This is a genomic window from Paenibacillus sp. FSL H8-0034, assembly GCF_038000305.1.
GTDB lineage: Bacteria > Bacillota > Bacilli > Paenibacillales > NBRC-103111 > Paenibacillus_S.
Genome location: NZ_JBBOBS010000001.1, coordinates 3,671,993 through 3,696,187, shown reverse-complemented (window position 1 = coordinate 3,696,187; position 24,195 = coordinate 3,671,993). Strand labels below are relative to the sequence as shown.

Here is a 24,195-nt window from a genome sequence, read left to right as displayed (position 1 = left end):
CCCTCTATATATGCCAATTGCACTTATTAATCAATGCTGATCGAATCCTGATGCATTTCTTCGCTGTAGGTTTTCTGACGCCCATATTCCTGCTCGGCCTGAGTCTCACTCTTGATGTCAATTTTCCAGCCAGTCAATTTGGCCGCCAAGCGAGCATTTTGACCTTTGATTCCAATAGCCAGGGAGAGCTGGTAATCAGGTACGATCACCCGAGCCATTTTTTCATTTTCAAATACATTGACTTCAATAACTTTCGAAGGACTAAGTGCATTCGCGACGTATTCGTCTACCTGCTCCATCCAACGTACGATGTCTATTTTTTCACCTTTAAGCTCATTTACAATCGTCTGTACGCGAATTCCCTTAGGACCCACACATGATCCCACCGGATCCACTTCCGCGTTACGGGAATGAACCGCAATTTTGGAACGAAAGCCTGCTTCGCGAGCAACAGAACGAATTTCAACAACACCATCAAAAATTTCAGGAACTTCCAGCTCGAATAATCTTTTTAGAAGTCCAGGATGCGTACGGGATAAAATAATTTGCGGTCCCTTGGTCGTATTCTCTACCTTGGTGATATAAGCTTTAACCCGATCACCCTGCTTGAATTTATCTGTTGGCATCAATTCAGTCAAAGGCAGAGCAGCTTCAATCTTGCCTAAATCGATATATACATTGCGTAAATCCTGACGCTGAACAATTCCTGTAACAATGTCCTCTTCTTTATCGACAAAGGCATTATAGATGAGTCCACGCTCTGCTTCGCGTATCCGCTGTGTAACAACCTGCTTGGCAGTTTGTGCGGCAATACGTCCGAAATCACGAGGTGTGACTTCGATTTCCACAATGTCCGTCAGCTGATAGTTTGGGCTGATTTCCCTGGCAGCTTCCAGCGAAATTTCCAATCTCACATCGAGCACATCATCCACAACGGTTTTGCGTGCATAAACTTTGATCAATCCTGTATGACGATTAATGTCAACACGGACATTTTGTGCGGTATTAAAATTGCGTTTGTAGCTGGAAATCAGAGCCGCTTCGATTGCATCGATCAATACTTCCTTGGCGATTCCCTTCTCCCTTTCGATTTCCGATAGTGCATCAATAAAATCCATATTCATCGGATGGAGTTCCCCCTCTCAAATAATCCATATAATTGTGTAGCTTTTAAAAAACGATAGCCAAACGGGCACTGGCTACTTTATCAAAGGGAATCGCATGCTTTTTTTTACCCGATTCGATTTCAATCGTTTGCTCGTCAAATGAAAGCAGCTTTCCCTCGAATTCCTTCAATCCATCAAAAGATTCGTAGGTGGTTACAAATACGTGATCACCTACAGCTTTGTAATAATCCTGCACCTTTTTCAGGGGGCGTTCAGCACCGGGTGAAGAAACTTCCAGAAAGTAGGCTGTAGGAATCGGATCGTTTTCATCTAATTTTTCACTTAAGAATTCACTAATCCGGCCGCAATCATCAATATCGATGCCGCCTTCTTTGTCAGCATACAACCGCAGAAACCAGTTGCTGCCTTCCTTGACGTATTCTACATCAACCAGTTCGAATCCATTTTCATCCATGAACGCCTGCATTAGTGATTCTACTACGGATTTTATTTGTGCGCTCAATCCGTTTCCTCCTATCGTAAACGAGAGTCAGAACGCTCTCAGGTCTATAACAAAATGTAAAGAGTGGGTTTCCCCACTCTCTAAGATCGGAATCTATAACATTGTTGCCAAAGAAGATTATACCATAAGGCTCATATCTATGCAATGAGGTCTGCAGTCAGCTGCCACTCGCACTGTTTAGAAAAGCGATAGTTGGTTCGTTTCCGGCAGTCCCCGGAAGCAGCCCATGGAGTTCAGCAGTTCAATAATCGTTTTGGATGCTTTACTGCGATTCTGAAAATCCTCTATCGACAGAAAAGGTCCATCGTTCTTGGAAGCTGCAATATTTTTGGCCGCATTTTCCCCGATTCCCCCAAGTGCCGAGAAGGGTACGATTAGTGAGTCGCCATCGACCAGAAATTTAGTGGCATCTGACTTGAACAAATCGATTCCTTTAAAGGAAAAGCCTCGTGCCGTCATTTCCAGAGCCATTTCCAGAATGGAAATCATAGCCTTTTCCTTAGGCAAAGCCTGAAAGCCTTTATCCTCGATCTCGATCAATCTGCGCAAGATAGCATCATAGCCCTGACATAGCAGCTCCACTTCAAAATCCTCAGCCCGAACCGTAAAATAAGTAGCATAATAGGCTATCGGGTAATACAGCTTAAAGAAGGCAGTACGTACAGCAGATATGACATAGGCAGCCGCATGGGCTTTTGGGAACATGTACTCAATACGCTCACACGATTCGATATACCAGCCCGGTACCTTATGTTTCTTCATATCTTCCTTCCACTCCGCGGTTAGACCCTTACCTTTACGCACGCTTTCGGTTATTTTGAACGCCAGTCCGGCATCCATTCCCGCCTTATAAATTAAATAAAGCATGATATCATCCCGACAACCAATAACGGTTTTAATCGTGCAGGTATCTTTACGGATCAGCTCCTGCGCATTACCGAGCCATACCCCTGTTCCGTGGGATAGCCCTGAGATTTGCAGTAAATCGGCAAACGTGGACGGTTGGGTTTCCTGAAGCATCTGGCGCACGAATTTGGTACCCATTTCCGGCACACCATAAGTGGCAACAGGAGTACGTATTTGCTCTGGTGAGACTTCGAGTGATTTGGTTGAATTAAAAATACTCATAACCTTCGGATCATTCATCGGAATGGTCGTCGGGTCCACACCTGTCAAGTCCTGCAGCATCCGCATCATCGTCGGGTCATCATGACCCAATATATCGAGCTTCAGTAAATTATTTTCAAACGCATGGTAGTCAAAATGGGTCGTTTTCCATTCAGCATTCGTGTCATCTGCTGGAAACTGGACAGGTGTCACATCATTCACATCCATATAATCAGGAACAACAACGATACCGCCTGGATGCTGGCCCGTGCTGCGCTTTACACCTGTAAAGCCTGAGGCAAGCCTGTTAATTTCAGCACCACGCCATTTCTTGCCTTGCTCCTCTTCAAACTTCTTCACATAACCAAAAGCCGTTTTTTCAGCTATCGTACCGATTGTGCCTGCACGAAACACGCACTTTTCGCCAAACAATTCTTTCGTATAATTATGGGCTACTGACTGATATTCACCTGAGAAGTTCAAATCGATATCGGGAACCTTATCCCCCTTAAAGCCAAGAAACGTTTCAAATGGAATATCCTGACCCTCGCCCCTCAATTTCTCACCGCAGGTTGGGCAGCTCTTGTCCGGTAAATCAAATCCACTCATCAAGCTCCCATCCAGAATCCATTCACTATGCTTGCAGGAGCCACATATATAATGGGGTGGTAACGGATTAACCTCGGATATTCCCAAAAAGGTTGCCACTACTGATGAGCCTACTGAACCCCGTGATCCAACCAGATATCCATCCTCATTAGATTTTTTAACGAGACGCTCCGAAATAAGATAGTTGGCAGAAAAACCATATTTAATAATGGGAATGAGTTCTTTTTCAAGCCTTGCCGTAATGACCTCGTGGAGATCGTCTCCATATATGCGTTTGGCCGTATCATAGCATTTTTGACGAATCTCTTCATCGGCACCTTCGATAATTGGTGTAAATAGTTTGCTTGGGAAAAGCTCTATGTCCTCAAAGCGATCAGCAAGCTCCGCTGTGTTTTTGACCACAACCTCATGTGCGGTCTCTGCCCCCAAATATTGAAATTCAGCAAGCATTTCCTTGGTTGTCCGAAAGTGGACCTCCGGCTTCTTCATATCTTTCAAAGGACTGAATCCGGTTATCCCATTGATTGCAATATCACGGCAAATTTTTAGTCTTGGGTGTAAATAATGAACATTACCGGTTGCGATTACAAGCTTATCCAGCTTACGTCCGATTTGTAGCACCCGCTGGTTCGCATCCTCAAGATGTTCCTTGCTGCCCACCAAGCCTTTATCCACCAAATGCATATTGACGCCGATTGGTTGAATTTCTAGCACGTCATAAAACTCGGCAACCTGCTCGGCCTCTTCCATGGACTTATTCAGCACTGCTTCAAAAAACTCGCCTTTTTCGCAGCCAGAAGAAATAATTAACCCTTCACGCAGTTCAACAAGCTTGCTTCGCGGAATGCAGGCCACTCTCTGAAAATACTCCGTATGGGAGAGTGAAACCAAAGTAAACAGATTTTTCTTACCCACCGCGTTTTGCGCATAGATGCAGCAATGAAACGGTCTTTGGTTTTTTAAGCTCTTACCGACATTATCATTAAGCTGCGGCATATTAATTAACCCACGTTCAACTGCTTCTTTGATCAAATGGAACAAAATATAACCCAGTGCTATCGAATCATCAATCGCTCGGTGATGGTTGTCCAAGCCGACCTTGAACTTATCGGATAATGTGTTCAAGCGATGATTTTTCATCGTCGGGAATAGCAATCTTGCCAGCTCCAACGTATCCAGTGAAGGATTCGTTACCGGCGCCAAACCTAGCCTTTTACAATTTGCATGAATAAAGCCCATATCAAACCGCGCGTTATGTGCAACAAGCACGCAATCCCCAATAAAATCGATAAATTTTGGCAGTACCTCTTCCAGCTCAGGTGCGTCCACAACCATATCATCTGTAATATTCGTTAATTGCTGTATGTTATAAGGAATTTTTTCATGTGGATTAACGAAGCTGGCAAATCGGTCAACTTCCTTGCCATCCTTCATTTTAACGCCGGCTAATTCGATAATTTTGTTGTTAATAATGGATAAGCCGGTTGTTTCTATATCAAAAATAACATATTCGATTTCGCGCAAATCTTCGTTACGTGGATTGACTACAATCGGAACCGCGTCATCCACTACATTGGCTTCCAGTCCAAAAATCACTTTGATCCCATTTTTCTTGGCAGCTTTGTCAGCTTCCGGGAAGCATTGTATCCCCGCATGATCCGTGATGGCAATTGCTTTATGTCCCCATTTGGCGGCAGTTTTTATGTACTGATCGACGGAAGTAATGCCGTCCATTGTACTCATTGTTGTATGGAGATGAAACTCGACGCGCTTCTCTGCAGCATCATCTTTACGATCCGGAGGAGCCATGACCTCATTGATATCATTAGGCATCAAAACCAGCTCAGGGGTTTGCATAAACCGGTCATATTCCACCTTGCCCCGCAGTTTAAGCCAGGTACCATTTTGAATCAGACTATAAATTTTAACGTCCTCTTTGTTTTTGGCAAATGCTTTAACCATCATGGAATCAGTGAAATCCGTTATATTAAACGTGAACAAGGTCATACCGTTTTTAAGCTCTTTGGAATCCAGCCCGAAGACAGCGCCCTGCAGTGTTACTTTCTTATCCTCGTCCTGCACCATTTGAATAGGTACTGGAGCATCCTTAATGTCATAGCCAACCATCAGCTTGATTTCTGCTGCATTCAGCGAATCCGCTTCCTGCTCAGCTTCGATGGACGTCATCATTTCTTCCGTAACCATTTTATTTTCTTCTTTAATCTGCTGCTCAAATTTCTTGATTTCTTCTTCAGGCTTCTCATTCTTGCTATAGCGAACCTGGAAATCAGCGCCAAAATACGTATGGTAATAGGTTTGAACCCACTGCCCGATATTTTTTTTCTTGGCCATCTCCAGACCCATTGAATCGAGCATCACTAGCGTTAACACATTGCCCTGCACTTCAATATGCGCCTTATTCATCCAGCCATTAACCGACGTTTCCTCTCGCTGAACCCATTCAACAAACATCGACCAGTACTCATGGGCAATCGATTCGGCTGTTACTTGATCTGTATATCTTAGAATAAAACGTATAGCCGCAATGTGTGCAAATTTATCACGTATTAATTTACAAAAGGAAACGTAAACTTCCCGGGGAACGATGCTGCTTTTCCCGATATAAAGTGTCCACTCCTTGTTTTTGTGGCTGGTTTCTACTTTATCGATGTAGCCATCCACAAAAAAAGATCCAACTACATCCTGAGGTACACGCGCTTGCTCCATCAGCATCTCAAAACGCTGTCTTTTTTCTGCCGTTTCGCTCATGAACATCCTCCTAAAAACATACAAAGGGCAAAAGGAAGTTGGTAGCTCTCCGCTTTGCCCTATTGTCACTTTACATTAATAAGCTTTGCCAAAAACGACGGTATGCTGTGCTTTATCTCCACAAACAAAACAAGTTTCCTTATGCTCTGCAGGTTCGAATGGAATGTTACGGCTCGTTGCACCCGTTTCTTCCTTGACTTGGGCTTCGCATGCTGCAGAACCGCACCAGCCTGCTAAAGCAAAGCCGCGCTTTTCTTCCAAAAATGCCTTAAACTCATCCAAGGTGTCAACCGAACTGAAATTGTCATCGCGGAACTGCTTGGCTTTATCATACATCTGCTGATGAATTTCTGCCAGCATGTTTTGCACTTCTTCCACCAAATGCTCCTGCGCAACCATTTTCTTTTCGCCGGATACTCTGGATACAAGAACAACTTGTCCATTTTCCATATCACGAGGTCCAAGCTCAAGCCGAATCGGCACGCCGCGCATTTCGTATTCATTGAATTTCCAGCCAGGACTTTGGTCAGCACGATCATCCACTTTAACACGGACTCCGGCTTTCTTCAACTGCTGGAACAGCTCATTCACACGGGCTACGACGGGTTCTCTTGTTTTCGGTGGTCCAATAGGAATCATAATCAGTTGTGTAGGTGCAACCTTCGGAGGCATTACCAATCCCCTGTCGTCTCCATGGACCATGATCAAGGCTCCGATCAGACGTGTACTTACACCCCAAGAGGTTGTATGGCAAAATTGATGCTGATTCTCACGGTCCAAATATTTGATGTCAAAAGCAACAGCGAATTTAGTACCCAAATAGTGTGAGGTCCCTGCCTGAACCGCTTTGCCATCCTTCATCATCGCTTCTATCGAGAAGGTGTCTACAGCACCGGCAAACCGCTCCGAAGGTGTCTTTGCACCGAGAATAACCGGAATCGCCAAGAAATTTTCAGCAAAATCCTTATAAATATCTAACATCTGCATCGTTTCACGACGTGCATCGGCTTCGTCCTCATGAGCGGTATGGCCTTCCTGCCACAAAAACTCGCTCGTCCGTAAAAACGGCTGGGTTCTCTTCTCCCAACGAACTACGTTAGCCCACTGATTGATCAAGAGCGGCAGGTCGCGGTACGAGTTAATCCATTCGGCATACATATGGCCAACCATCGTTTCTGAAGTTGGACGAATAGCCAGCCGTTCCTCCAGCTTCTCGCCGCCTGCCTCAGTTACCCAAGGGAGTTCAGGGTTAAAACCTTCGATATGATCTTTTTCCTTCTGGAAAAAGCTTTCAGGGATGAACAATGGGAAATAGGCATTTCTATGACCTGTTTCCTTGAATCGGCCATCTAATTCTTTTTGAATATTTTCCCAAATTTCATAGCTATCCGGTTTAAATACGATACAACCACGAACCGGTGAGTAGCTCATCAAATCTGCTTTTTTGATAACATCCAAATACCATCTGGAGAAATCCTCACTTTGAGGAGTGATCTCTTTTACGAATTGCTTTTCTTTTGACATGGGTGATCCTCCTGAAAACTTTGCTTTAGCAAAGTTACTTCGTAAGCATTAACCAAGCTTTGCTTCAGCAAAGCTACTTCGTAAGCATTAACTTAAACTTTGCTTATCCCTTGACCAAACGCAGTATATCATTATAAGTAACAGCGATCATTAACAGCATCAGCATCGCAAACCCGACGAAATGGACGATGCTTTCACGGCTTGGGTCGACGGGCTTGCCTCGTACCGCCTCAAAGGCAAGGAATACCAAACGACTGCCGTCCAAAGCAGGAAAAGGAAGCAAGTTGAACAATCCGAGATATAAGCTCATTAAAGCAGTCCAGAAAATATATTGAGCCCAGCCTGCGCTAGCCTGCTCACTTGTAAATTCAACGATACGAACGGGTCCCCCCAGGTCATCCATCTTGAACTGGAGCGTTGCCAGTTTGCCGAAGCTGTCCAGTATGGAGACAGTAGCCATGGAGAAGCTACTCCAGCCGCTTTTTACGCCATCCAACACAGTGGCCTTACGATTTTCTGAGGACAGGGTGACTCCGACCAGGCCCCCATCTTTATCGTCAGGAGTGACCTCCTTGCGAATCTGCTCACCATTACGTTCAATGATCCAGACCATCGGTTTATTGGCTGATTGCTTGATTAAATTTTTTAGCTTGTTACCATCTGGGCCTATTGACTCATCATTGATCTTGAGAACAATGTCATTGGCGATAAGTCCACTTTTTTCCGCGGGTGCTCCCGGTTCTGTACTGCGTATTTTGATCTTGTCAGGCACACCTGCCATCAAAACTACAGTCACAAACAAAATAAAGGCAAGAATAAAGTTCATCATGGGACCAGCAAAAATCGAAAGTGCGCGCTGTGTCACTGTTTTACTGGCAAATTGTCTGTCAAGTGGAGCAATCTGGGTTTCTTTCCCCTTTACGATAAGTAAAGCTTGGGGATGAATGGCAAATTGACGCTGCTCTCCATCCAAATCGAGTCTGACAAAAAGCTTACGCTCCAAGTCAATCTCTTCCACAACCCCAATCAAGCTATCCATCCGCTTGTCAAAATCACCTGTATAAATGTGGCTGACCTGATCGTCCTGTAACGCCACCGAGATGCGCTGACCTGGATTGATTTGAACCATTTCCGGGTCTTCCCCAGCCATACGTACAAAGCCGCCAATCGGCAGTAAGCGAAGTGTAAATCTGGTTTCATCCTTTTTGAAAGAGAGAATTTTGGGTCCGAAGCCTATAGCAAATTCTCTTACCAGAATGCCTGCTCTTTTGGCAAAATAAAAATGTCCCCATTCATGAATCGTAACCAGGACAAAAAATAAAAGCACAATTTGAAACGCATTTTGCAACGTAGCCAATTCGCAACGTCCTCCCTTAAGCATCGGTTAGTCAAGTTTATGTTCCATGGCTATGCTTATCTTTTGATTAAGATTAACATTTTTTGCGACACAAATACAAGCCGCTCCATGTAATGAACATATTATCCTGCTGGTGGAATGATGCTTACAGAATTGGACAGACATCATTAATCATTTATTTTTTCTGCTGCAGCTCTTGCCCAGGTGTCAGCTGCCATAATTTCTTCCAGATTGGGACTCGCGACAACCTCATGCTGATTCAGCACGCTGTCAATAATCCGCTCAATTTGCAAGAAATCAATAGCGCCCTTTAAAAACCTGGCTACTGCAACTTCGTTGGCTGCATTGTAGACTGTGGTAGCAGTACCTCCAGTTCTTCCACTATCAAAAGCCATTTGCAAACATGGAAATCTTACATAATCCATTTCACGGAAGTTCAGCTTTCCAACCTGGGCTAAGTTCAAAGGCTTTGATGGGGTTGCTAGACGCTGGGGATACGTAAGCGCATACTGAATAGGAACACGCATATCCGGGTTACCAAGCTGGGCGATAATACTATTATCAACAAACTCAACACAGGAATGAATAATGCTTTCCGGATGGATCAGCACTTCAATTTGCGAGTAAGGCAACCCAAACAACCAATGCGCCTCAATAACCTCCAGCCCTTTGTTAACCATAGTAGCTGAATCAATAGTGATTTTGGCTCCCATCGACCAGTTCGGATGCTGAAGAGCTTGTTCGACTGTAACGCCTTGCAGCTGTTCGCGAGTGCGGTCTCTGAACGATCCGCCTGATGCTGTTAAAATGATTTTGTTAATATCCTGTACTGACTCACCGTTCAAGCATTGAAAGATCGCCGAATGCTCACTGTCTATAGGAAGCAGCTTGACACCACGCTTCTTCACGAGCTCTGTAACCAAGTGACCAGCACTTACAAGGGTTTCTTTGTTGGCGAGTCCGATGTCCTTGCCTGCTTCTATCGCAGCAAGTGTTGGACGCAATCCTTGGCTGCCTACCAATGCAGTGACTACATAATCCGCATCCGTCCCAGCCGCGATCTCCATTAAACCTTCATCTCCGTAGAAAACAGAGGTTTGTGCTGAAATATGGAGCTTTAGCTCATCCGCCAAGCTTTTGGTGGCTACTGATACCTTACTGGGCTTGAACTGCTTGATTTGCTCAAGTAATACAGGCAAATTGTGTCCACCCGCAAGTCCTTCCACCTTGTACAGCTCGGGAGAATGTGCCAGTACATCCAAGGTTTGCGTACCTATGGACCCTGTAGAACCGAGTATAGCAATATGCTTCATGATTCACCTCAATAACATTTTATACGTGCGGCAGCAGAGCTAAGATCTGGACCATCGGAAATACAATCAACCAGCTGTCTACACGATCCAGAACCCCGCCGTGGCCTGGTAAAATCGTTCCTGTATCCTTAATACCTTTGATACGTTTATATGCGGATTGGATCAGATCTCCCATCTGACCCACAACAGCAATGATCACTCCAATGACAATTGCCTGCTTCCACGATAGTAATTCAGGATGCAATAGAGAGAAGCAAATAGCGACCACTACCGAGATGATAATGCCGCCTACTGAGCCTTCTATAGATTTTTTGGGACTGATCGTTGGCCATAACGGAGTTTTACCAAATTTAGACCCGGTAAAATATGCACCTGAATCCGTAGCCCAAATACAGAAAAATATCAGCAAGGTCCAAAACAACCCATTATGCTCAATCATTCTCGTTTCTATCATGTAATGAAAGCCAATACCGATATAAACGACACCCAAAAATAAGGTAGATATATGATCAATGGTCACTTTGTTTTTGGAAAGTACCGTAATACATAATAAAACAAATAGAAACAACCAAATCAAATTTGTAGAAGAGCTTAAAGCTGAAATGGTTGTTAAGGTCCAAGGCAAGCATAATAAACCAACCCCCAAATATCCAACAAATGAAGTTAAGGAAAAGGGGTTGAGTTTGTTCATTTTCACATATTCATAAAAACCGACTAATGCGGCAATGACAATTAGACCGTTAAACCAATAACTGCCCAAGTATAAAAGGGTCAAGAACACAATCGCTGCTATGATTCCTGTTACAATTCGCTGCTTCAAGTCTATACCTCCGTCGCCTGCTACAGACCGCCATATCTACGGGCCCGCCGCTGATATTCTTGAACAGCCTCAAAAAAATCCTGCTCGGTAAATTCCGGCCAGCACAACTCAGTGAACCACAGCTCAGAGTAAGCCAATTGCCATAACATAAAATTGCTAATGCGCAGCTCACCACTCGTGCGAATTAATAAGTCAGGGTCCGGAAGTGGATGGGTTAACATATACCTTGAAAACACAGATTCATCGATTTCATCCGCATGAAGCTTACCGGATTGCACATCCTCGGCAATTTGCTTCACACCAGATAGCATCTCTTTACGACTGCCGTAATTTAATGCAAAATTCAAAATGAGTCCGTCGTTGTTCTTGGTTTGTTCTATCGCATCTTGAATTGCCTTTAACGTATAATCCGGCAAGCCTTCAGGCCAGCCTGTCATGCGAATTTGAACATTATTAGCAATTAATTCTTCGATTTCCTTGGGAAAAAACTCAATTGGAAGCTTCATCAAATAATCCACTTCTTCTTTCGGTCTTTTCCAATTTTCCGTAGAAAACGCATATAAGGTTAATACACTGACGCCAATGGAGTCCGCAGCCATCGTTATCTTTTTCACATTTTTCATACCTGAGTGATGCCCTGCAACACGCGGCAATCCGCGCTTCTGAGCCCACCGGCCATTGCCGTCCATGATAACTGCCACATGGTTTGGTACATTATCGGCATCTAACCGTTCCATTTGCTCGGCGCTCAGTGGCTTGCTTCCAAACCATTTTTTGAAAGGTATCATCTATTGCTTCCTCCAATAAGGAAAGACTAAAAGCCCCCTTACAAGGGGGTCTCTATGATTATACTTCCATAATCTCTTTTTCTTTAGCCACAAGAACCTTATCGACTTCCGAAATGTATTTATCGGTGAATTTTTGGATATCTTCTTGATATTTACGTGATTCATCTTCAGATATACCATTTTTTTCAAGCTTTTTGATTTCATCATTCGCATCGCGGCGAACATTTCTGATCGCAACCTTGGCTTCTTCACCGAATTTACGAGTCATTTTCACCAATTCTGATCTACGTTCTGAAGTCAATGCCGGAATCATAATACGAATCATCGATCCATCGTTTGATGGGGTCAAGCCCAAATCCGATTTCATAATTGCTTTTTCGATAGCTGACATCGAGCTCTTATCCCAGGGCTGAATCATCAGAGTACGGGAATCAGGTGTGCTGATGTTAGCCAATTGGTTAACAGGTGTCATGGCACCGTAATATTCTACCTGAACACGATCCAGCAGCGCTGGCACAGCTCTTCCAGCACGTAAACTGGAAAGCTCTTTCTTTAGAGACCCAATGGCTTTCTCCATGCGATCCTCTGCATTTTTCTTTATCGATTGAGGCATATCGTTAGACACTCCCTTTTACAATCGTTCCTATTTTTTCACCCAGTACCACACGTTTAATATTACCACTTTCCGTAATCGAAAATACGATTAATGGAAGATTATTATCCATACAAAGTGATGAGGCTGTTGAATCCATAACACCTAAATTTTTATTTAAAACTTCCAAATACGTAAGCGTTTCATATTTGATTGCGCTTGGGTCTTTGAAAGGATCTGCCGAATATACACCATCTACTTTATTTTTGGCCATGAGTATCACTTCAGCTTCAATCTCCGCAGCTCTCAGTGCCGCTGTCGTATCCGTTGAGAAGAACGGATTGCCTGTCCCTGCCGCAAAAATGACTACTCTACCTTTTTCCAGATGTCGAATGGCTCTTCGACGTATGTAAGGCTCAGCTACCTGCTGCATGTTAATAGAGGATTGTACACGAGTTGGAACATCAATGGTTTCAAGCGCATCTTGAAGGGCCAATGAATTCATGACTGTTGCCAGCATTCCCATATAGTCGGCTGTAGCTCTGTCGATTCCTTTTTCACTTCCAGCTATGCCTCTCCATATATTGCCGCCGCCCACAACGATTGCGACTTCAACGTTTAATTCAACCACTTGTTTAACCTGCTGAGCTATTGAGGAAATTGTCTCAGAATCAATACCAAATCCTTGCTGTCCTGCCAAAGCTTCTCCGCTCAATTTCAGAATAACCCGTTTGTAAATAGGACGTTCCAAGCTTATCCCCCCTGTTCGAAAAAGCAGCTATTGATGTTTGTGTTTAAAAAAGAGGAACACAAAGTGTTCCCGCTATCTGATCATGGACTATGAATTTATTTCTTGACTTGAGCCATAACTTCTTCTGCGAAGTTTTCTGTTTTCTTTTCTAAGCCTTCACCTAGTTCAAAACGAACAAAGCGGCGGATCGTGATGTTTTCACCAATTTTGGATACTTTTTCGTTGATCAATTGGCTGATTTTTTTGTCGGGGTCTTTGATGAAGGTTTGCTCCATCAAGCAATATTCTTCGTAATATTTGCCAATACGACCATCAACCATTTTTTCAACGATGTTAGCCGGTTTGCCTTCGTTCAATGCTTGGTTCGTCAAGATTTCGCGTTCTTTGTCAAGAGCTTCCTGCGGCACTTCTTCACGACGAACATACAGCGGGTTAGCAGCAGCAATTTGCATAGCTACATCTCTAACAAAATCTTTGAACTGATCTGTTTTGGCAACAAAATCGGTTTCACAGTTTACTTCAACCAATACGCCGATACGGCCACCAGCATGGATATAAGATTCAACAACACCCTCTGTAGCAATACGTCCTGCTTTGTTAGCTGCTGCAGACAAACCTTTTTCACGCAGAAGCTCCGCCGCTTTTGTCAAATCACCGTTTGCTTCTTCCAACGCATTTTTACAATCGAGCATACCTGCTCCTGTGCTTGCACGTAATTCCTTTACTGATGCTGCATTAACCGCCATGAACTTGGCCTCCCTCATATATGTTGAACCTTGGTCCTTAAAAAAGGGGCGGTGAAAGGATTTTGCACCTTTTAACCACCCCTTTCTATTCACTATTTAAGCTGTAGTTTGTTCGCCTTGATGTGCTTCAACCACTGCATCGGCAATTTTAGCTGTTAACAGCTTAACTGCACGGATTGCATCGTCATTACCAGGAATGACATAATCGATTTCATCTGGATCGCAGTTTGTATCTACGATACCTACGATTGGAATACCCAGCTTGCGAGCTTCCGCAACCGCGATACGCTCTTTACGAGGATCGATGATGAACAATGCACTTGGAAGGCCCTTCATATTCTTGATACCGCCCAGGAATTTCTCCAAGCGATCTTTTTCTTTACGAAGGATGATAACTTCTTTCTTAGGAAGAACTTCAAAAGTGCCGTCTTCTTCCCATCTTTCCAATTGCTTCAAACGATCAATACGCTTTTGAATCGTTTGGAAGTTTGTTAATGTTCCACCCAACCAACGTTGGTTTATGTAGAACATACCGCAGCGAGCTGCTTCTTCCGCAACGGAATCTTGCGCTTGTTTTTTTGTTCCTACGAACAAGATTGTACCGTTTTGGTCGGCTACTGATTTAACGAAGTTATAAGCTTCCTCAACCTTTTTAACCGTTTTTTGCAAATCGATAATGTAAATCCCGTTTCTTTCAGTGAAGATGTAACGATCCATTTTCGGATTCCAACGACGAGTCTGGTGACCGAAGTGTACTCCAGCTTCTAATAGCTGTTTCATGGAGATTACTGCCATCTTCACACACCTCCTCTAAATTGGTTTTGGGTCTCCTCCGCTGTAGTCGCATCTTCGACATAAAACTTCCCACCGGGAAGCACCCTTATGCGAATTGACCAGCGTGCGTTTTAACACCGTCAATAACTATACCACAACTGAAATGGGTATGCAACAGGCATTGTTATTATTCCTATGATACTAATATATTTTTTGTGCATACAAAAAACCAAACCTATTATCAGGCTTGGCTTATTAACGAGTTGTTATATTAGAAACCACACGCGCAAGCTCCATTGGACCTTTGAAAACATGAACGCCGGATACAATCTTCTCATTTAATTGTTGCTGGTACATCATATCCTCAAATGCTTTACGGTCTGTAATGACACCGCTGGTCACTAATAAATCGCCGACATTGCCTGCATTCAGACCACTGGACACAAAAATGTAGGTTTCCTTGACGACTTCCTTCACAGGCGCAGGCGGCTGTTCTGCGAGCTGCTTGTCCTTCTCCTCTTTCACCTTCTGCAGTACAAGAGCATCCACCTGTGTCTGGCTCAACATCTTCTGATCGTTGTCAAAAACCTGAAAGTATTTGGAGGCTGCTTCCTTCAATTGAGCACGGTCCATCTCACTTATCGTTGCGTCTTTCATTAAATCCGTTTGGACTGCCACTGGTTTGGCAACGTTCATCAGTTGGAGCAAGGAGGCACCTATAATTAAACCAATGCCTAGACCATATAAAAGCGATTTGTTAGTGAGCATTGAGCTTCTCCTCCTGCTTCGCCAACTGAAAGATCAGATTGATCTCTCCTTTATTCATATTCAGCTTTTTGGCAATATACTCTACCGATTTCCCCTGTTCAAATAAGGAAAACAGCTCTTCATAGCGAGATTTCAAGTTCATTGCAACCGGCATGTCTTCAACATCGACAATCTTTTCTTCAACCGTTGTTTTCTGCATCTCGAGCACAGGAACCTTCTCTTGTTGATACACAGCCTTCTTTTGAAGCTCCTCATATGCAAATCCAAGCTTGTTAAGCTCTTGGTTAGTTAGTGCCGATTGTTTCTCAACAATTTCAAGACGTGAGGTTAGCTTGGCTGTTTGTACTTCGTAATCTCTTTTCGTTTCGGCTAGCAGTTGGATCAAAGCTTTGTTTTGTTCATCCAGCTCTGCCGTAAAATGCTCCATTGCCTCTTCAATTTCATGAAGGGTCGGATTGGCCTGTCCTTTTGTTGCGCTTGTTCTCGGAATGATTTTCGCATAAATAATGAACACGAGTCCAAATAATACTATATAAACCCAGGGTTGATCCACTTGATTCACCTTTTTCCGAAATCTATCATTTCCCCTGATTACAAGTGCGAGTTCCAAAAGTCGATATTTTAGCACCGAGAAGGTTGCAAGAAGGTAAAGGTAGGCAGAACCATGTAGGAGTACCGCACTTCGAGCCTGAATGCAAGATTCGATGCCGAATAAGCTTTCTGTGAAACTTCGTGATCAAATGGGGACTTTTTGAACAACCTTTACAAGGATAAATCAATATGCTTCCCTTTAAAAGGATGAACTCGCCTCTCCGTCGACGGCTTATCCCCTTCGTTTTCAATGGAACTGCTTTTTGCTCTTCGCCTGTTCTTGTTCTGCTGAGAGTTTTCCTTTTCTTGGTCGCGTATGGAGGACTGATTGACGTCATCTGCTTTTCCAGTTACATGACGTTCCTTTTCCGTTTGCTTGGCGGCAGCACCCGCAAGTAGGGTTTGATCCTGTTGCGGCTTGTTATTCAGTTGATTCTGCTTGAGACCAACTTCCTCGTTTTTGTGCAATGCGAATTGCAGCTCTACCGGCCTTAAACTCATACCATCCAGCCCTCCTCAGCGACATCTACTACTAAACTAATGGAATAGCCGCGATGTCCCCATCTGCCAGCTGAAATCTGACATGAGATACCGCATCCTTGACAAATTTCGTATATCGGCCTATCACGATCTTGGAACCACTGTAAATCGTAGATGCCACATCGACCTTCGCTTTTTCGGAATCCTCTAATGATTTTTCAATTTCAAAAATACGCTCTCTGGACGTAATACGTTCTTCAGTAAACTGTTTTTTGGTGTGATTAAGCTTGATGCGCATCGAAACTTTATCGGGCCCTAATTGACCTATAGCTGCTAATTGATCCAGCATGGCCAGAGCCTTATCCGTCTTCTCCAGGTTATCGTTAATAGAGCGCAGCTGAGTTCTAAGCTGTACCAATTCATTGCGCATCTCCGGCAGTACACCTACCTCAATTACGGTTACTGTGGACATCGAATTCCCTACGGTACGCACCATCACTGACTCACCGGCCTGGATAACGCCACCAACAATAAGTCCTTTCGAACCTTTGCAAGCCACGCTATGGATGGCATGTACATTGGAATGCATAATGCTTAAACTGACAATAACCTCTTCCGCATAAACGGTTGCGTCCTGTATAAATGCGCTCTTAACATGTTTACCAGCACGAATTACACCTTTGTTGTGACCCAAAATGCCGGCACTGATTTCAATCGAGCCATCCGCTTCTAAATCTGCACCTTCCACACTGCCAGTAATTCGAATATCACCTGAAGCTTTTATTCTAAATCCCGAGAGAACGCTTCCTCTGATGACGACAGTACCGACAAAATCGATATTGCCAACATTGTAATCTACATCTCCGTTAACTTCGTAAACCGGAAACACATTGATTTTATCACGATCCGTTTTGGCAACCATGCCATCTATGGCTGCATATAAGGAGTTCTGGGTAGCATCCAAAACGACATTTTTTCCTACTTTGATTCTTGCTTCCTTACCATCCTTCGTATTGATCGGCTCACCCGTTACAGCTTGGCCCGGTGTGCCAGGCGTAGAAGGAATGCGCTCAGCGATTAATTGACCTTTTCTAACATTATTTATGGATGTTACTTCCTTAAAATCAACTTTTCCATCCTGCATTTCCACGGGCCGTTTGGCATCATTGCTCAGATCATATAAAAAGTTGATGCTGCCGTCCACGCCTTTGACAGGTGCAGTCCCGGTTGCAATCAATGTTTTACTTAGAAAAAATGATTGGGGAGCCCTTACAATCTCACTTAATTTACTGCGATTGACTCCGTGGGTAATTTTATATGATTCCAAAACTTCCTCTAACTGTGCCATGCTAAAGCTTAGTTTTTCATCACTATTTTTAAACTGTAAATAGGCGTTAAGCTTATCTTCGGATAAAGTAATCTCCATATAAAAACTAAGCGGAACAGCCTGCTCGCTCATTATTCCCCCCACTTTCTTAGCTTCAAGAGTCTTCAAACAACTGTGATTTATGCCTTCCAAGCGAACCACGAAGTCGCAATATCGCTTTGGAATGTAGTTGTGAAATACGTGAAGGTGATAGACTCATAACTTCTGCAATTTCACTTAATGACAGTTCTTCAAAATAAAATAAGGATACAACCGTTCTTTCTTTATCGGTTAATCTTTCAATCGCTTTGGCTAACGTTTCTTTTAAATAAAATTCGTTAACTTTATATTCAGGATTCTTGGCTTTTTCATCTATCAACAAAGACAACCGAGTCTCAGAATCTTCTTCACGAATAGGATCATCAATGGAACAAACTGTTGTAATCGCGATCTCTTGTACCATTTGGCGGAAATCATGTTCACTAACTTGCAAATAATCGCTTATTTCATCATCTGTAACAGATCTTAAATATTGCTGTTCAAGCTTTTGATACGCTTCTTCAATCTTTTTTGATTTTTCTCTTACGGATCTTGGAACCCAATCCCCCTGACGCAAGCCATCGATGATAGCCCCTCGTATACGCCAGGAAGCGTAGGTTTCAAATTGCAGACCACGAAGATAATCAAATTTTTCGATAGCATCGATAAGTCCCATAACGCCAAAACTCGATAGATCGTCTCTCGATACATTTTTGGGTAAACCGATAGCTAAACGGTTCGAAACATATTCAACCAGAGGTAAATAAGTTTCGATGAGCGACTGTTTTGCTTCAAGTAAGCCGAATTCTTTCCATTGCTTCCAGACATCCATGTTGGTCAAATGCGACTTTTGTTGAATCATGAACCGTTGCCACCACCTTTATTCTTCGGACATCTGACGCAGCGCTTGAACCATATCTCCGGTTTCCAAATTGACTTTACTCGTAAGCTTCGGAGGATTCAAAGGCGCGAATCCGTTCTCACCCTCAGATGCATGAGGATCCCTTGAACCCTTTAACATCTGATTCAAAGACTCTTCTTCGTCTGGTGTAGTCAAATCAAGTGTAGAACCTTTACTGTCATCTTCTGCTCCGTCGGTATCGATTATTTTATCAATTCCTGCGAATGTACCCAGAATCCAACGTACAAGAAAAACGAGAAGAAATAAAAGAACAAAACTATAACAGCTTCGAATGAGTGCAGTACTCCAAATATTATTAATTAAGGAGGTTGACAGTGTAACGACAAAAGATACGGCACCTAATAGTAAATTCCAACGAATAGTTCCTATCATAGTCTACAGTTCCTTCACTCCTTGTTGAACGCTGCGGATTAACAGGATACCTGTTTCACAGTTAAATTCAACTGTTCTCCCGTAATTGGAACCCGTATCCTCCGACTTTAGCGGAATCGAATACTTGGTCAACATGATTTTGCATGATTCGACATTTCTCGGACCGATTCTCATCGTGTCAGAGTTACCTGCAAAGGCGAACATTTGTGCCCCACCCGCCATTTTAGCTTCCATTCTTCTGAGAACTGCCCCTAATTTCAGCATTTTCTCAATCATTTCTGGAATTGCGGTGTCCGCATACTTGGCAACATTTAAGTTGCCTTCTCTGGCAATATCTGAGGTTGGCAGCATGACATGCGCCATTCCAGCAACCAACGCCTTGGGGTCATACAGTGTAATACCTACACATGAACCTAATCCTGTTGTCTTTAGCACCCCGGTCAAATGCGTAACATTGAGATCAGCCATGCCTACCTTAATAAAATTGTCTGGAATCATGAACCTTGTACTCCCAAGGCAATAAAAATTTTGTTAAAAGATTCGGGATCCGGGATCAGGAAGAAGTGTCCTTCAATCTCGTCATTCCCATCCAAAAACTTGGTATCAATTAACAAAGCATGATCTCCCATTTGACCGAATTGAATAAGACCATAGCTTAGAATGGCCCCGGCCATGTCAATTGCGAGTGCCGGGACGGTTGGTGACATGTACAACTGCGTAAAATCAGCCAATGAAGACAAATAGGAGCCTGCAAGTATATTACCAATCTCACTTAAGGCAGAAAGCTCCATATCTGTATAATGTTCGTCATCAACTACCTCAATCCCTACCAAATTTCGCAATAATTTTTTTGCAGACTCGAGAGATAATATAAAAAATAGATTTCCAGGTGTTTCTCCTTCAACTCGGAGGAAGATGGCAATCACAACTCGTTCAGCCCCGCCGACGCTGTCAGCAATTTCTTCAAATTCCACCATACGAACCTTGGGCACAAGCATATCAACCGGTTTATCCAAAAGTCTGGATAGTGCGGTGGCCGCATGACCAGCTCCAATATTACCTACTTCCTTGAGAACATCCAATTGAAAATCGGCAAACCCATTAAATGATTCCACACGGTTACTCCTCTTGGTTTTCTAATTGAATAATTTCGCTTTTGTTCAGAACTTCTTCTAAATTCAAAAGCACCAAGAGACGCGAATCCCCAATCTTTGCGATCCCTTGTAAATATTTAGCTTTGATTCCGCCTACCACTTCTGGAGGATCATCAATGTTATCCGTGTTGATATCCGTAACATCGTTCGCTGAATCTACAATTAAACCAACTTCCATTTCTTTCACAGAAACGATAATAATACGAGTATTGTCTGTATAATCGCTTTCCGCAAAACCGAATCTTCCACGCAGATCAATAATAGGAGTAACGACACCGCGCAAATTAATGACACCTTTAACGAACTCTGGCGTTCTTGGAACACGTGTCATTGGCTGCATCCGCTCAATTGTTCGAACTTTTTCCACTTCTACTCCATATTCCTCGTGTGCCAAAGCAAAAACGATAACCTTCATTTCTTCGCCCATATTCCCGTGCCTCCCTTTGAAATCCCTTATGTAATTTTGATAAAACTTATTTAATTAAAGCATTGGTATCAATAATAAGCGCGACCTGTCCATCACCAAGAATAGTTGCACCGGATATAGCGAATAAATTCGTGAAATATTTGCCCAAAGATTTCAAAACAATTTCCTGCTGACCAATAAATTCATCGACAATAAGTGCGGCAAGCTTTTCACCTTTGCGGATCACTACGATTTGTGTTTCTTTTTCAGCTTCATTGCCATTTTTGTTAGGAACACTAAATACTTTTGCCAATGAAACAAGGGGGATCACATTCGAACGGAAATTCACCATCCGACTTCCGTGTACAGTAAGAATCTGGTCGGATGCAATGGCTGAGGTCTCGACTATGGAGGACAACGGTATCGCATACTTTTCCGCACCTACACGGATGAGCATTGCAGAAATAATCGACAGCGTAAGCGGCAGCTGGACTGAAAACTTGGTTCCCTTGCCGAATTTGGATTCTACTTGAACACGTCCGCCGAGGCTTTCTATCTTCGTCTTGACGACATCCAGGCCTACACCACGTCCTGATATATCGGAAATCTTATCAGCTGTGCTGAAGCCAGAAGCAAACAGGAGAAGATATACCTCATTATCGGATAATTTGGAAGCCTGCTCGGGTGTGACGACTCCTTTTTTAATGGCTGCATTGAGAACGCCATCGCGGTTGATGCCGCGGCCATCCTCTTCAATTTCGATAAAAACATGATTGCCACTATGAAAAGCACGTAAATAGATTGATCCTGTTTCCGGCTTGCCTGCTGCAATTCTGTCAACTGTAGGCTCAACCCCATGATCCACTGCATTACGAAGTAAATGGACCAAAGGATCGCCGATCTCATCTACGACAGTGCGGTCCAGCTCAGTATCTGCGCCGGTAATGATCAAATCGACTTTTTTGTCGAGGTTTTTGGCAACATCACGAATCATCCGCGGGAATCGATTAAATACGGTATCAATGGGAACCATTCGCAGCTTGAGCACGATGTTTTGTAGATCACTGCTAACCCTCGACATGTGTTCAACCGTTTCTGTCAGATCATTTTTTCTAATTTCACTGGCCAATTGCTCTAATCTGGAACGATCAATCAACAGCTCACTGAACAGATTCATCAATGCATCGAGCCGTTCTATATCCACACGAATCGTTCGGTTTGCCACAGGAGCATTGGCAGCAGCCACAGGCTTTCTTACTTCTGCCGCTGCTGCCTGCACAGGAGCCGCCTCTTGAACAGCTACAGCTGCTGCAATTTCAGGAATCGCCGCCATTGCCGGCTGCAATAATTCCTCGAGTTTTTCGTGTGTTAGCAGGGTAACGACAGCTTTATCAATCTCTGAAACATTAGCAATCTGTTTTTGCAAAGATTCCTGATCTGTACCGGAAATGAAAAATACCGAAAAATTATTGTCAAACCGTTCCTGTTCAATGTCTTCTACAGGTGGATCCGATTTAATGACCTCACCGTTTTGTTCCAATACGTTAAACACCATATACGCTCTGGCTGCCTTCAATACACAATCTTGACGAACGCCTACTTCGATATAAAAAACCTGCATTCCTGCATCTATCGATTGCTGAATAATCGACAGCTGAAATTCATCCAGGATGGATGAGCTGGCTGTATTGTCATCCGCAGTGCCAGACTTTGCTCCCACAGCAGTACCTGCCTTTAAGTAATCCCCTGTCACTATCGATTTCAGAGAAAGGACAATGTCACTTACGTCTGCCTTACCCGTACCGCCTTGAATAATATCCTCTACCATCGATTCCAGAGCATCCAAACTCTTGAAAATACAGTCAAATATAAATGCGTCCATTTTCAGCTTATCATTACGAACGAGATCCAGTACGTTTTCCATTTCATGGGTCAATGATGCCAAATCTTCAAAGCCCATCGTCGCTGACATACCCTTAAGGGTATGGGCCGAACGAAAAATATTATGTACAATGCTGATGTCCTCAGGACTGCCTTCTAAAGCCAGTAAATTATCGTTTAAGGCTTGCAGATGCTCTCTGGATTCATCAATAAACATGGAAAGGTATTGATTTAAGTCCATAACCTCACACCTCCGTCAATGGATGATTTGTATTACTGATGTCGCTATGCTACTTACAAACAACCTGAGCTAGCTTTGGAGCTATTTCTTGCTGTGCCAGAACATGCATCACACATTTTAGTTCCACTGCTGCCCGAGGCATCCCATACACAATACAGGTTTCTTCGGATTCAGCAATAGTGGTAACAGCACCCGCATTCTTAAGTGCCAGCATCCCCTTTGCCCCATCAGCTCCCATTCCAGTCATGAGAACGATGTGTCGCTTTAGCTCTTTCAAAGGCAGAAGTGACTCAAAAAGTATGTCTACCGAAGGTCTATGCCCTCCTCTGGCTTCTTCTTTGCTTATATGAATTTTGTAAACTCCAGGTCCATTGCGTGCTACCGTCATATGAAAACCACCTGGAGCCACATAGGCATGTCCATTTTGCAAAATCATACCCTCTTCCGCCTCCACAACATGCAGCTCCGAGACCGAGTTCAATCGCTGTGCCAAGGATTTAGTGAAATTGGGTGGCATATGCTGAACGATAACAACTGGAGCAGGAAGATGTCCCGGAATATGAGAGACGACCTGATGAAGTGCTCTCGGACCGCCAGTAGAAGTGCCTATGGCCACGATTTGCTGAACCTGACTCGAACCCTGTTGATGGGACACATGGGGCACTGTATGCTCTTTAGTTACCTTAGGCAGCTCCTCAATCCTGGGAACCGCTTTGGCTCTCGGTATTGGTGGGGTCACTACAGGATTGGAACGAAACTTCAACACATTCGTTTTGACTGCAATATGCAGCTTTTCGAGCAGCAATTCCCTTACCCTGTGTAAATCCAATGATATCGAGCCCGAAGGCTTACCGACAAAATCAACGGCTCCTCGTTCGAGCGCTACGATCGTTTCCCTTGCCCCATCCTGAGTTAAACTGCTTAACATGATCACTGGAGTGGGTTGTATATCCATAATGATCTTCAGGGCGTCCAGACCATTCATCTCCGGCATTTCAATATCCATAGTGATGGCGTCCGGCTTTAGCATTTTAACCATATTCACTGCTTCTTTGCCGTTTTTTGCAGTGCCTATCACTTGAAATTGAGCATCCTCCGTAATCATGTCTGTTATCATTTTCCTCATAAAGATCGAATCGTCAACAACCAATATTTTATAAGGGTTCATCTATATTCACTCCTCCAAGTTGTCTGTT

Annotated in this window: 23 protein-coding genes; all 23 read right to left on the bottom strand. The window is 43.6% G+C overall.

The window, feature by feature from the left end:
• Nucleotides 1-26: 26 nt before the first annotated feature.
• Nucleotides 27-1,124, bottom strand: coding sequence for a transcription termination factor NusA (gene nusA / locus NST47_RS16685; protein ID WP_076232852.1), 1,098 nt, complete (start codon nucleotides 1,122-1,124; stop codon nucleotides 27-29).
• A gap of 46 nt (nucleotides 1,125-1,170) precedes the next feature.
• Nucleotides 1,171-1,629, bottom strand: coding sequence for a ribosome maturation factor RimP (gene rimP / locus NST47_RS16680; protein WP_341156104.1), 459 nt, complete (start codon nucleotides 1,627-1,629; stop codon nucleotides 1,171-1,173).
• A 177-nt stretch (nucleotides 1,630-1,806) separates the two neighbouring features.
• A complete protein-coding gene (locus NST47_RS16675; RefSeq protein WP_341156103.1) occupies nucleotides 1,807-6,114 on the bottom strand; it encodes a PolC-type DNA polymerase III in 4,308 nt (1,435 codons plus the stop codon).
• A gap of 75 nt (nucleotides 6,115-6,189) precedes the next feature.
• Nucleotides 6,190-7,638 (bottom strand): proline--tRNA ligase, encoded by a 1,449-nt coding sequence (gene proS / locus NST47_RS16670; protein ID WP_076232844.1) that lies wholly within the window; start codon nucleotides 7,636-7,638, stop codon nucleotides 6,190-6,192.
• Between the two features lie 103 nt (nucleotides 7,639-7,741).
• Complete coding sequence (gene rseP, locus NST47_RS16665) at nucleotides 7,742-8,995, bottom strand: RIP metalloprotease RseP (RefSeq protein WP_341156102.1); 1,254 nt, start codon at nucleotides 8,993-8,995, stop codon at nucleotides 7,742-7,744.
• 167 nt (nucleotides 8,996-9,162) lie between these two features.
• Entirely contained in the window at nucleotides 9,163-10,308 is a 1,146-nt protein-coding gene (locus tag NST47_RS16660) for a 1-deoxy-D-xylulose-5-phosphate reductoisomerase (RefSeq protein WP_341156101.1), read from the bottom strand.
• 19 nt (nucleotides 10,309-10,327) lie between these two features.
• Nucleotides 10,328-11,128 (bottom strand): phosphatidate cytidylyltransferase, encoded by an 801-nt coding sequence (locus NST47_RS16655; RefSeq protein ID WP_341156100.1) that lies wholly within the window; start codon nucleotides 11,126-11,128, stop codon nucleotides 10,328-10,330.
• A gap of 20 nt (nucleotides 11,129-11,148) precedes the next feature.
• Nucleotides 11,149-11,916, bottom strand: a complete 768-nt coding sequence (locus NST47_RS16650) for an isoprenyl transferase (RefSeq protein ID WP_341156099.1) — start codon at nucleotides 11,914-11,916, stop codon at nucleotides 11,149-11,151.
• Nucleotides 11,917-11,974: 58 nt separating this feature from the next.
• On the bottom strand, nucleotides 11,975-12,529 hold the full coding sequence (gene frr, locus NST47_RS16645) for a ribosome recycling factor (protein WP_076232831.1): 555 nt from the start codon (nucleotides 12,527-12,529) through the stop codon (nucleotides 11,975-11,977).
• A 4-nt stretch (nucleotides 12,530-12,533) separates the two neighbouring features.
• Nucleotides 12,534-13,259 carry a UMP kinase gene (gene pyrH / locus NST47_RS16640; protein WP_076232828.1) on the bottom strand — a complete coding sequence of 242 codons (726 nt, stop codon included), beginning with the start codon at nucleotides 13,257-13,259 and terminating at the stop codon, nucleotides 12,534-12,536.
• A 95-nt stretch (nucleotides 13,260-13,354) separates the two neighbouring features.
• Nucleotides 13,355-14,005, bottom strand: coding sequence for a translation elongation factor Ts (gene tsf / locus NST47_RS16635; RefSeq protein ID WP_076232825.1), 651 nt, complete (start codon nucleotides 14,003-14,005; stop codon nucleotides 13,355-13,357).
• A gap of 96 nt (nucleotides 14,006-14,101) precedes the next feature.
• Nucleotides 14,102-14,800 (bottom strand): 30S ribosomal protein S2, encoded by a 699-nt coding sequence (rpsB, locus tag NST47_RS16630; RefSeq protein ID WP_076232822.1) that lies wholly within the window; start codon nucleotides 14,798-14,800, stop codon nucleotides 14,102-14,104.
• Between the two features lie 234 nt (nucleotides 14,801-15,034).
• A complete protein-coding gene (locus NST47_RS16625; RefSeq protein WP_341156098.1) occupies nucleotides 15,035-15,547 on the bottom strand; it encodes a hypothetical protein in 513 nt (170 codons plus the stop codon).
• Nucleotides 15,537-16,109: a hypothetical protein gene (locus NST47_RS16620; protein ID WP_341156097.1), complete on the bottom strand. Its 573-nt coding sequence runs from the start codon at nucleotides 16,107-16,109 to the stop codon at nucleotides 15,537-15,539. The genes NST47_RS16625 and NST47_RS16620 overlap by 11 nt, the downstream gene beginning before the upstream one ends.
• A gap of 200 nt (nucleotides 16,110-16,309) precedes the next feature.
• Nucleotides 16,310-16,639: a hypothetical protein gene (locus NST47_RS16615; RefSeq protein WP_341156096.1), complete on the bottom strand. Its 330-nt coding sequence runs from the start codon at nucleotides 16,637-16,639 to the stop codon at nucleotides 16,310-16,312.
• Nucleotides 16,640-16,670: 31 nt separating this feature from the next.
• Nucleotides 16,671-18,077 (bottom strand): FapA family protein, encoded by a 1,407-nt coding sequence (locus tag NST47_RS16610; protein WP_341156095.1) that lies wholly within the window; start codon nucleotides 18,075-18,077, stop codon nucleotides 16,671-16,673.
• 22 nt (nucleotides 18,078-18,099) lie between these two features.
• Nucleotides 18,100-18,885 (bottom strand): FliA/WhiG family RNA polymerase sigma factor, encoded by a 786-nt coding sequence (locus NST47_RS16605; protein ID WP_076232809.1) that lies wholly within the window; start codon nucleotides 18,883-18,885, stop codon nucleotides 18,100-18,102.
• A gap of 18 nt (nucleotides 18,886-18,903) precedes the next feature.
• On the bottom strand, nucleotides 18,904-19,317 hold the full coding sequence (locus NST47_RS16600; RefSeq protein WP_341156094.1) for a hypothetical protein: 414 nt from the start codon (nucleotides 19,315-19,317) through the stop codon (nucleotides 18,904-18,906).
• Nucleotides 19,318-19,320: 3 nt separating this feature from the next.
• Nucleotides 19,321-19,815: a chemotaxis protein CheD gene (locus NST47_RS16595; RefSeq protein ID WP_076232803.1), complete on the bottom strand. Its 495-nt coding sequence runs from the start codon at nucleotides 19,813-19,815 to the stop codon at nucleotides 19,321-19,323.
• Nucleotides 19,812-20,432 carry a chemotaxis protein CheC gene (locus tag NST47_RS16590; protein WP_341156093.1) on the bottom strand — a complete coding sequence of 207 codons (621 nt, stop codon included), beginning with the start codon at nucleotides 20,430-20,432 and terminating at the stop codon, nucleotides 19,812-19,814. The genes NST47_RS16595 and NST47_RS16590 overlap by 4 nt, the downstream gene beginning before the upstream one ends.
• A gap of 4 nt (nucleotides 20,433-20,436) precedes the next feature.
• On the bottom strand, nucleotides 20,437-20,898 hold the full coding sequence (locus tag NST47_RS16585) for a chemotaxis protein CheW (protein WP_076232798.1): 462 nt from the start codon (nucleotides 20,896-20,898) through the stop codon (nucleotides 20,437-20,439).
• Between the two features lie 46 nt (nucleotides 20,899-20,944).
• Nucleotides 20,945-22,999 carry a chemotaxis protein CheA gene (locus tag NST47_RS16580; RefSeq protein ID WP_341156092.1) on the bottom strand — a complete coding sequence of 685 codons (2,055 nt, stop codon included), beginning with the start codon at nucleotides 22,997-22,999 and terminating at the stop codon, nucleotides 20,945-20,947.
• A 49-nt stretch (nucleotides 23,000-23,048) separates the two neighbouring features.
• Nucleotides 23,049-24,167, bottom strand: coding sequence for a protein-glutamate methylesterase/protein-glutamine glutaminase (locus NST47_RS16575; protein ID WP_341156091.1), 1,119 nt, complete (start codon nucleotides 24,165-24,167; stop codon nucleotides 23,049-23,051).
• Nucleotides 24,168-24,195: the final 28 nt, after the last annotated feature.

Coding starts and splice junctions, on each gene's coding strand:
- NST47_RS16575 (WP_341156091.1), bottom strand. CDS start 24,167: ATGAACCCTTATAAAATATTGGTTGTTGACGATTCGATCTTTATGAGG.
- tsf (WP_076232825.1), bottom strand. CDS start 14,005: ATGGCGGTTAATGCAGCATCAGTAAAGGAATTACGTGCAAGCACAGGA.
- NST47_RS16610 (WP_341156095.1), bottom strand. CDS start 18,077: ATGAGCGAGCAGGCTGTTCCGCTTAGTTTTTATATGGAGATTACTTTA.
- NST47_RS16615 (WP_341156096.1), bottom strand. CDS start 16,639: ATGAGTTTAAGGCCGGTAGAGCTGCAATTCGCATTGCACAAAAACGAG.
- rpsB (WP_076232822.1), bottom strand. CDS start 14,800: ATGGCAGTAATCTCCATGAAACAGCTATTAGAAGCTGGAGTACACTTC.
- nusA (WP_076232852.1), bottom strand. CDS start 1,124: ATGAATATGGATTTTATTGATGCACTATCGGAAATCGAAAGGGAGAAG.
- NST47_RS16675 (WP_341156103.1), bottom strand. CDS start 6,114: ATGAGCGAAACGGCAGAAAAAAGACAGCGTTTTGAGATGCTGATGGAG.
- proS (WP_076232844.1), bottom strand. CDS start 7,638: ATGTCAAAAGAAAAGCAATTCGTAAAAGAGATCACTCCTCAAAGTGAG.
- NST47_RS16660 (WP_341156101.1), bottom strand. CDS start 10,308: ATGAAGCATATTGCTATACTCGGTTCTACAGGGTCCATAGGTACGCAA.
- NST47_RS16580 (WP_341156092.1), bottom strand. CDS start 22,999: ATGGACTTAAATCAATACCTTTCCATGTTTATTGATGAATCCAGAGAG.
- frr (WP_076232831.1), bottom strand. CDS start 12,529: ATGCCTCAATCGATAAAGAAAAATGCAGAGGATCGCATGGAGAAAGCC.
- NST47_RS16625 (WP_341156098.1), bottom strand. CDS start 15,547: ATGCTCACTAACAAATCGCTTTTATATGGTCTAGGCATTGGTTTAATT.
- NST47_RS16650 (WP_341156099.1), bottom strand. CDS start 11,916: ATGATACCTTTCAAAAAATGGTTTGGAAGCAAGCCACTGAGCGCCGAG.
- NST47_RS16605 (WP_076232809.1), bottom strand. CDS start 18,885: ATGATTCAACAAAAGTCGCATTTGACCAACATGGATGTCTGGAAGCAA.
- NST47_RS16600 (WP_341156094.1), bottom strand. CDS start 19,317: ATGATAGGAACTATTCGTTGGAATTTACTATTAGGTGCCGTATCTTTT.
- NST47_RS16585 (WP_076232798.1), bottom strand. CDS start 20,898: ATGGGCGAAGAAATGAAGGTTATCGTTTTTGCTTTGGCACACGAGGAA.
- NST47_RS16595 (WP_076232803.1), bottom strand. CDS start 19,815: ATGATTCCAGACAATTTTATTAAGGTAGGCATGGCTGATCTCAATGTT.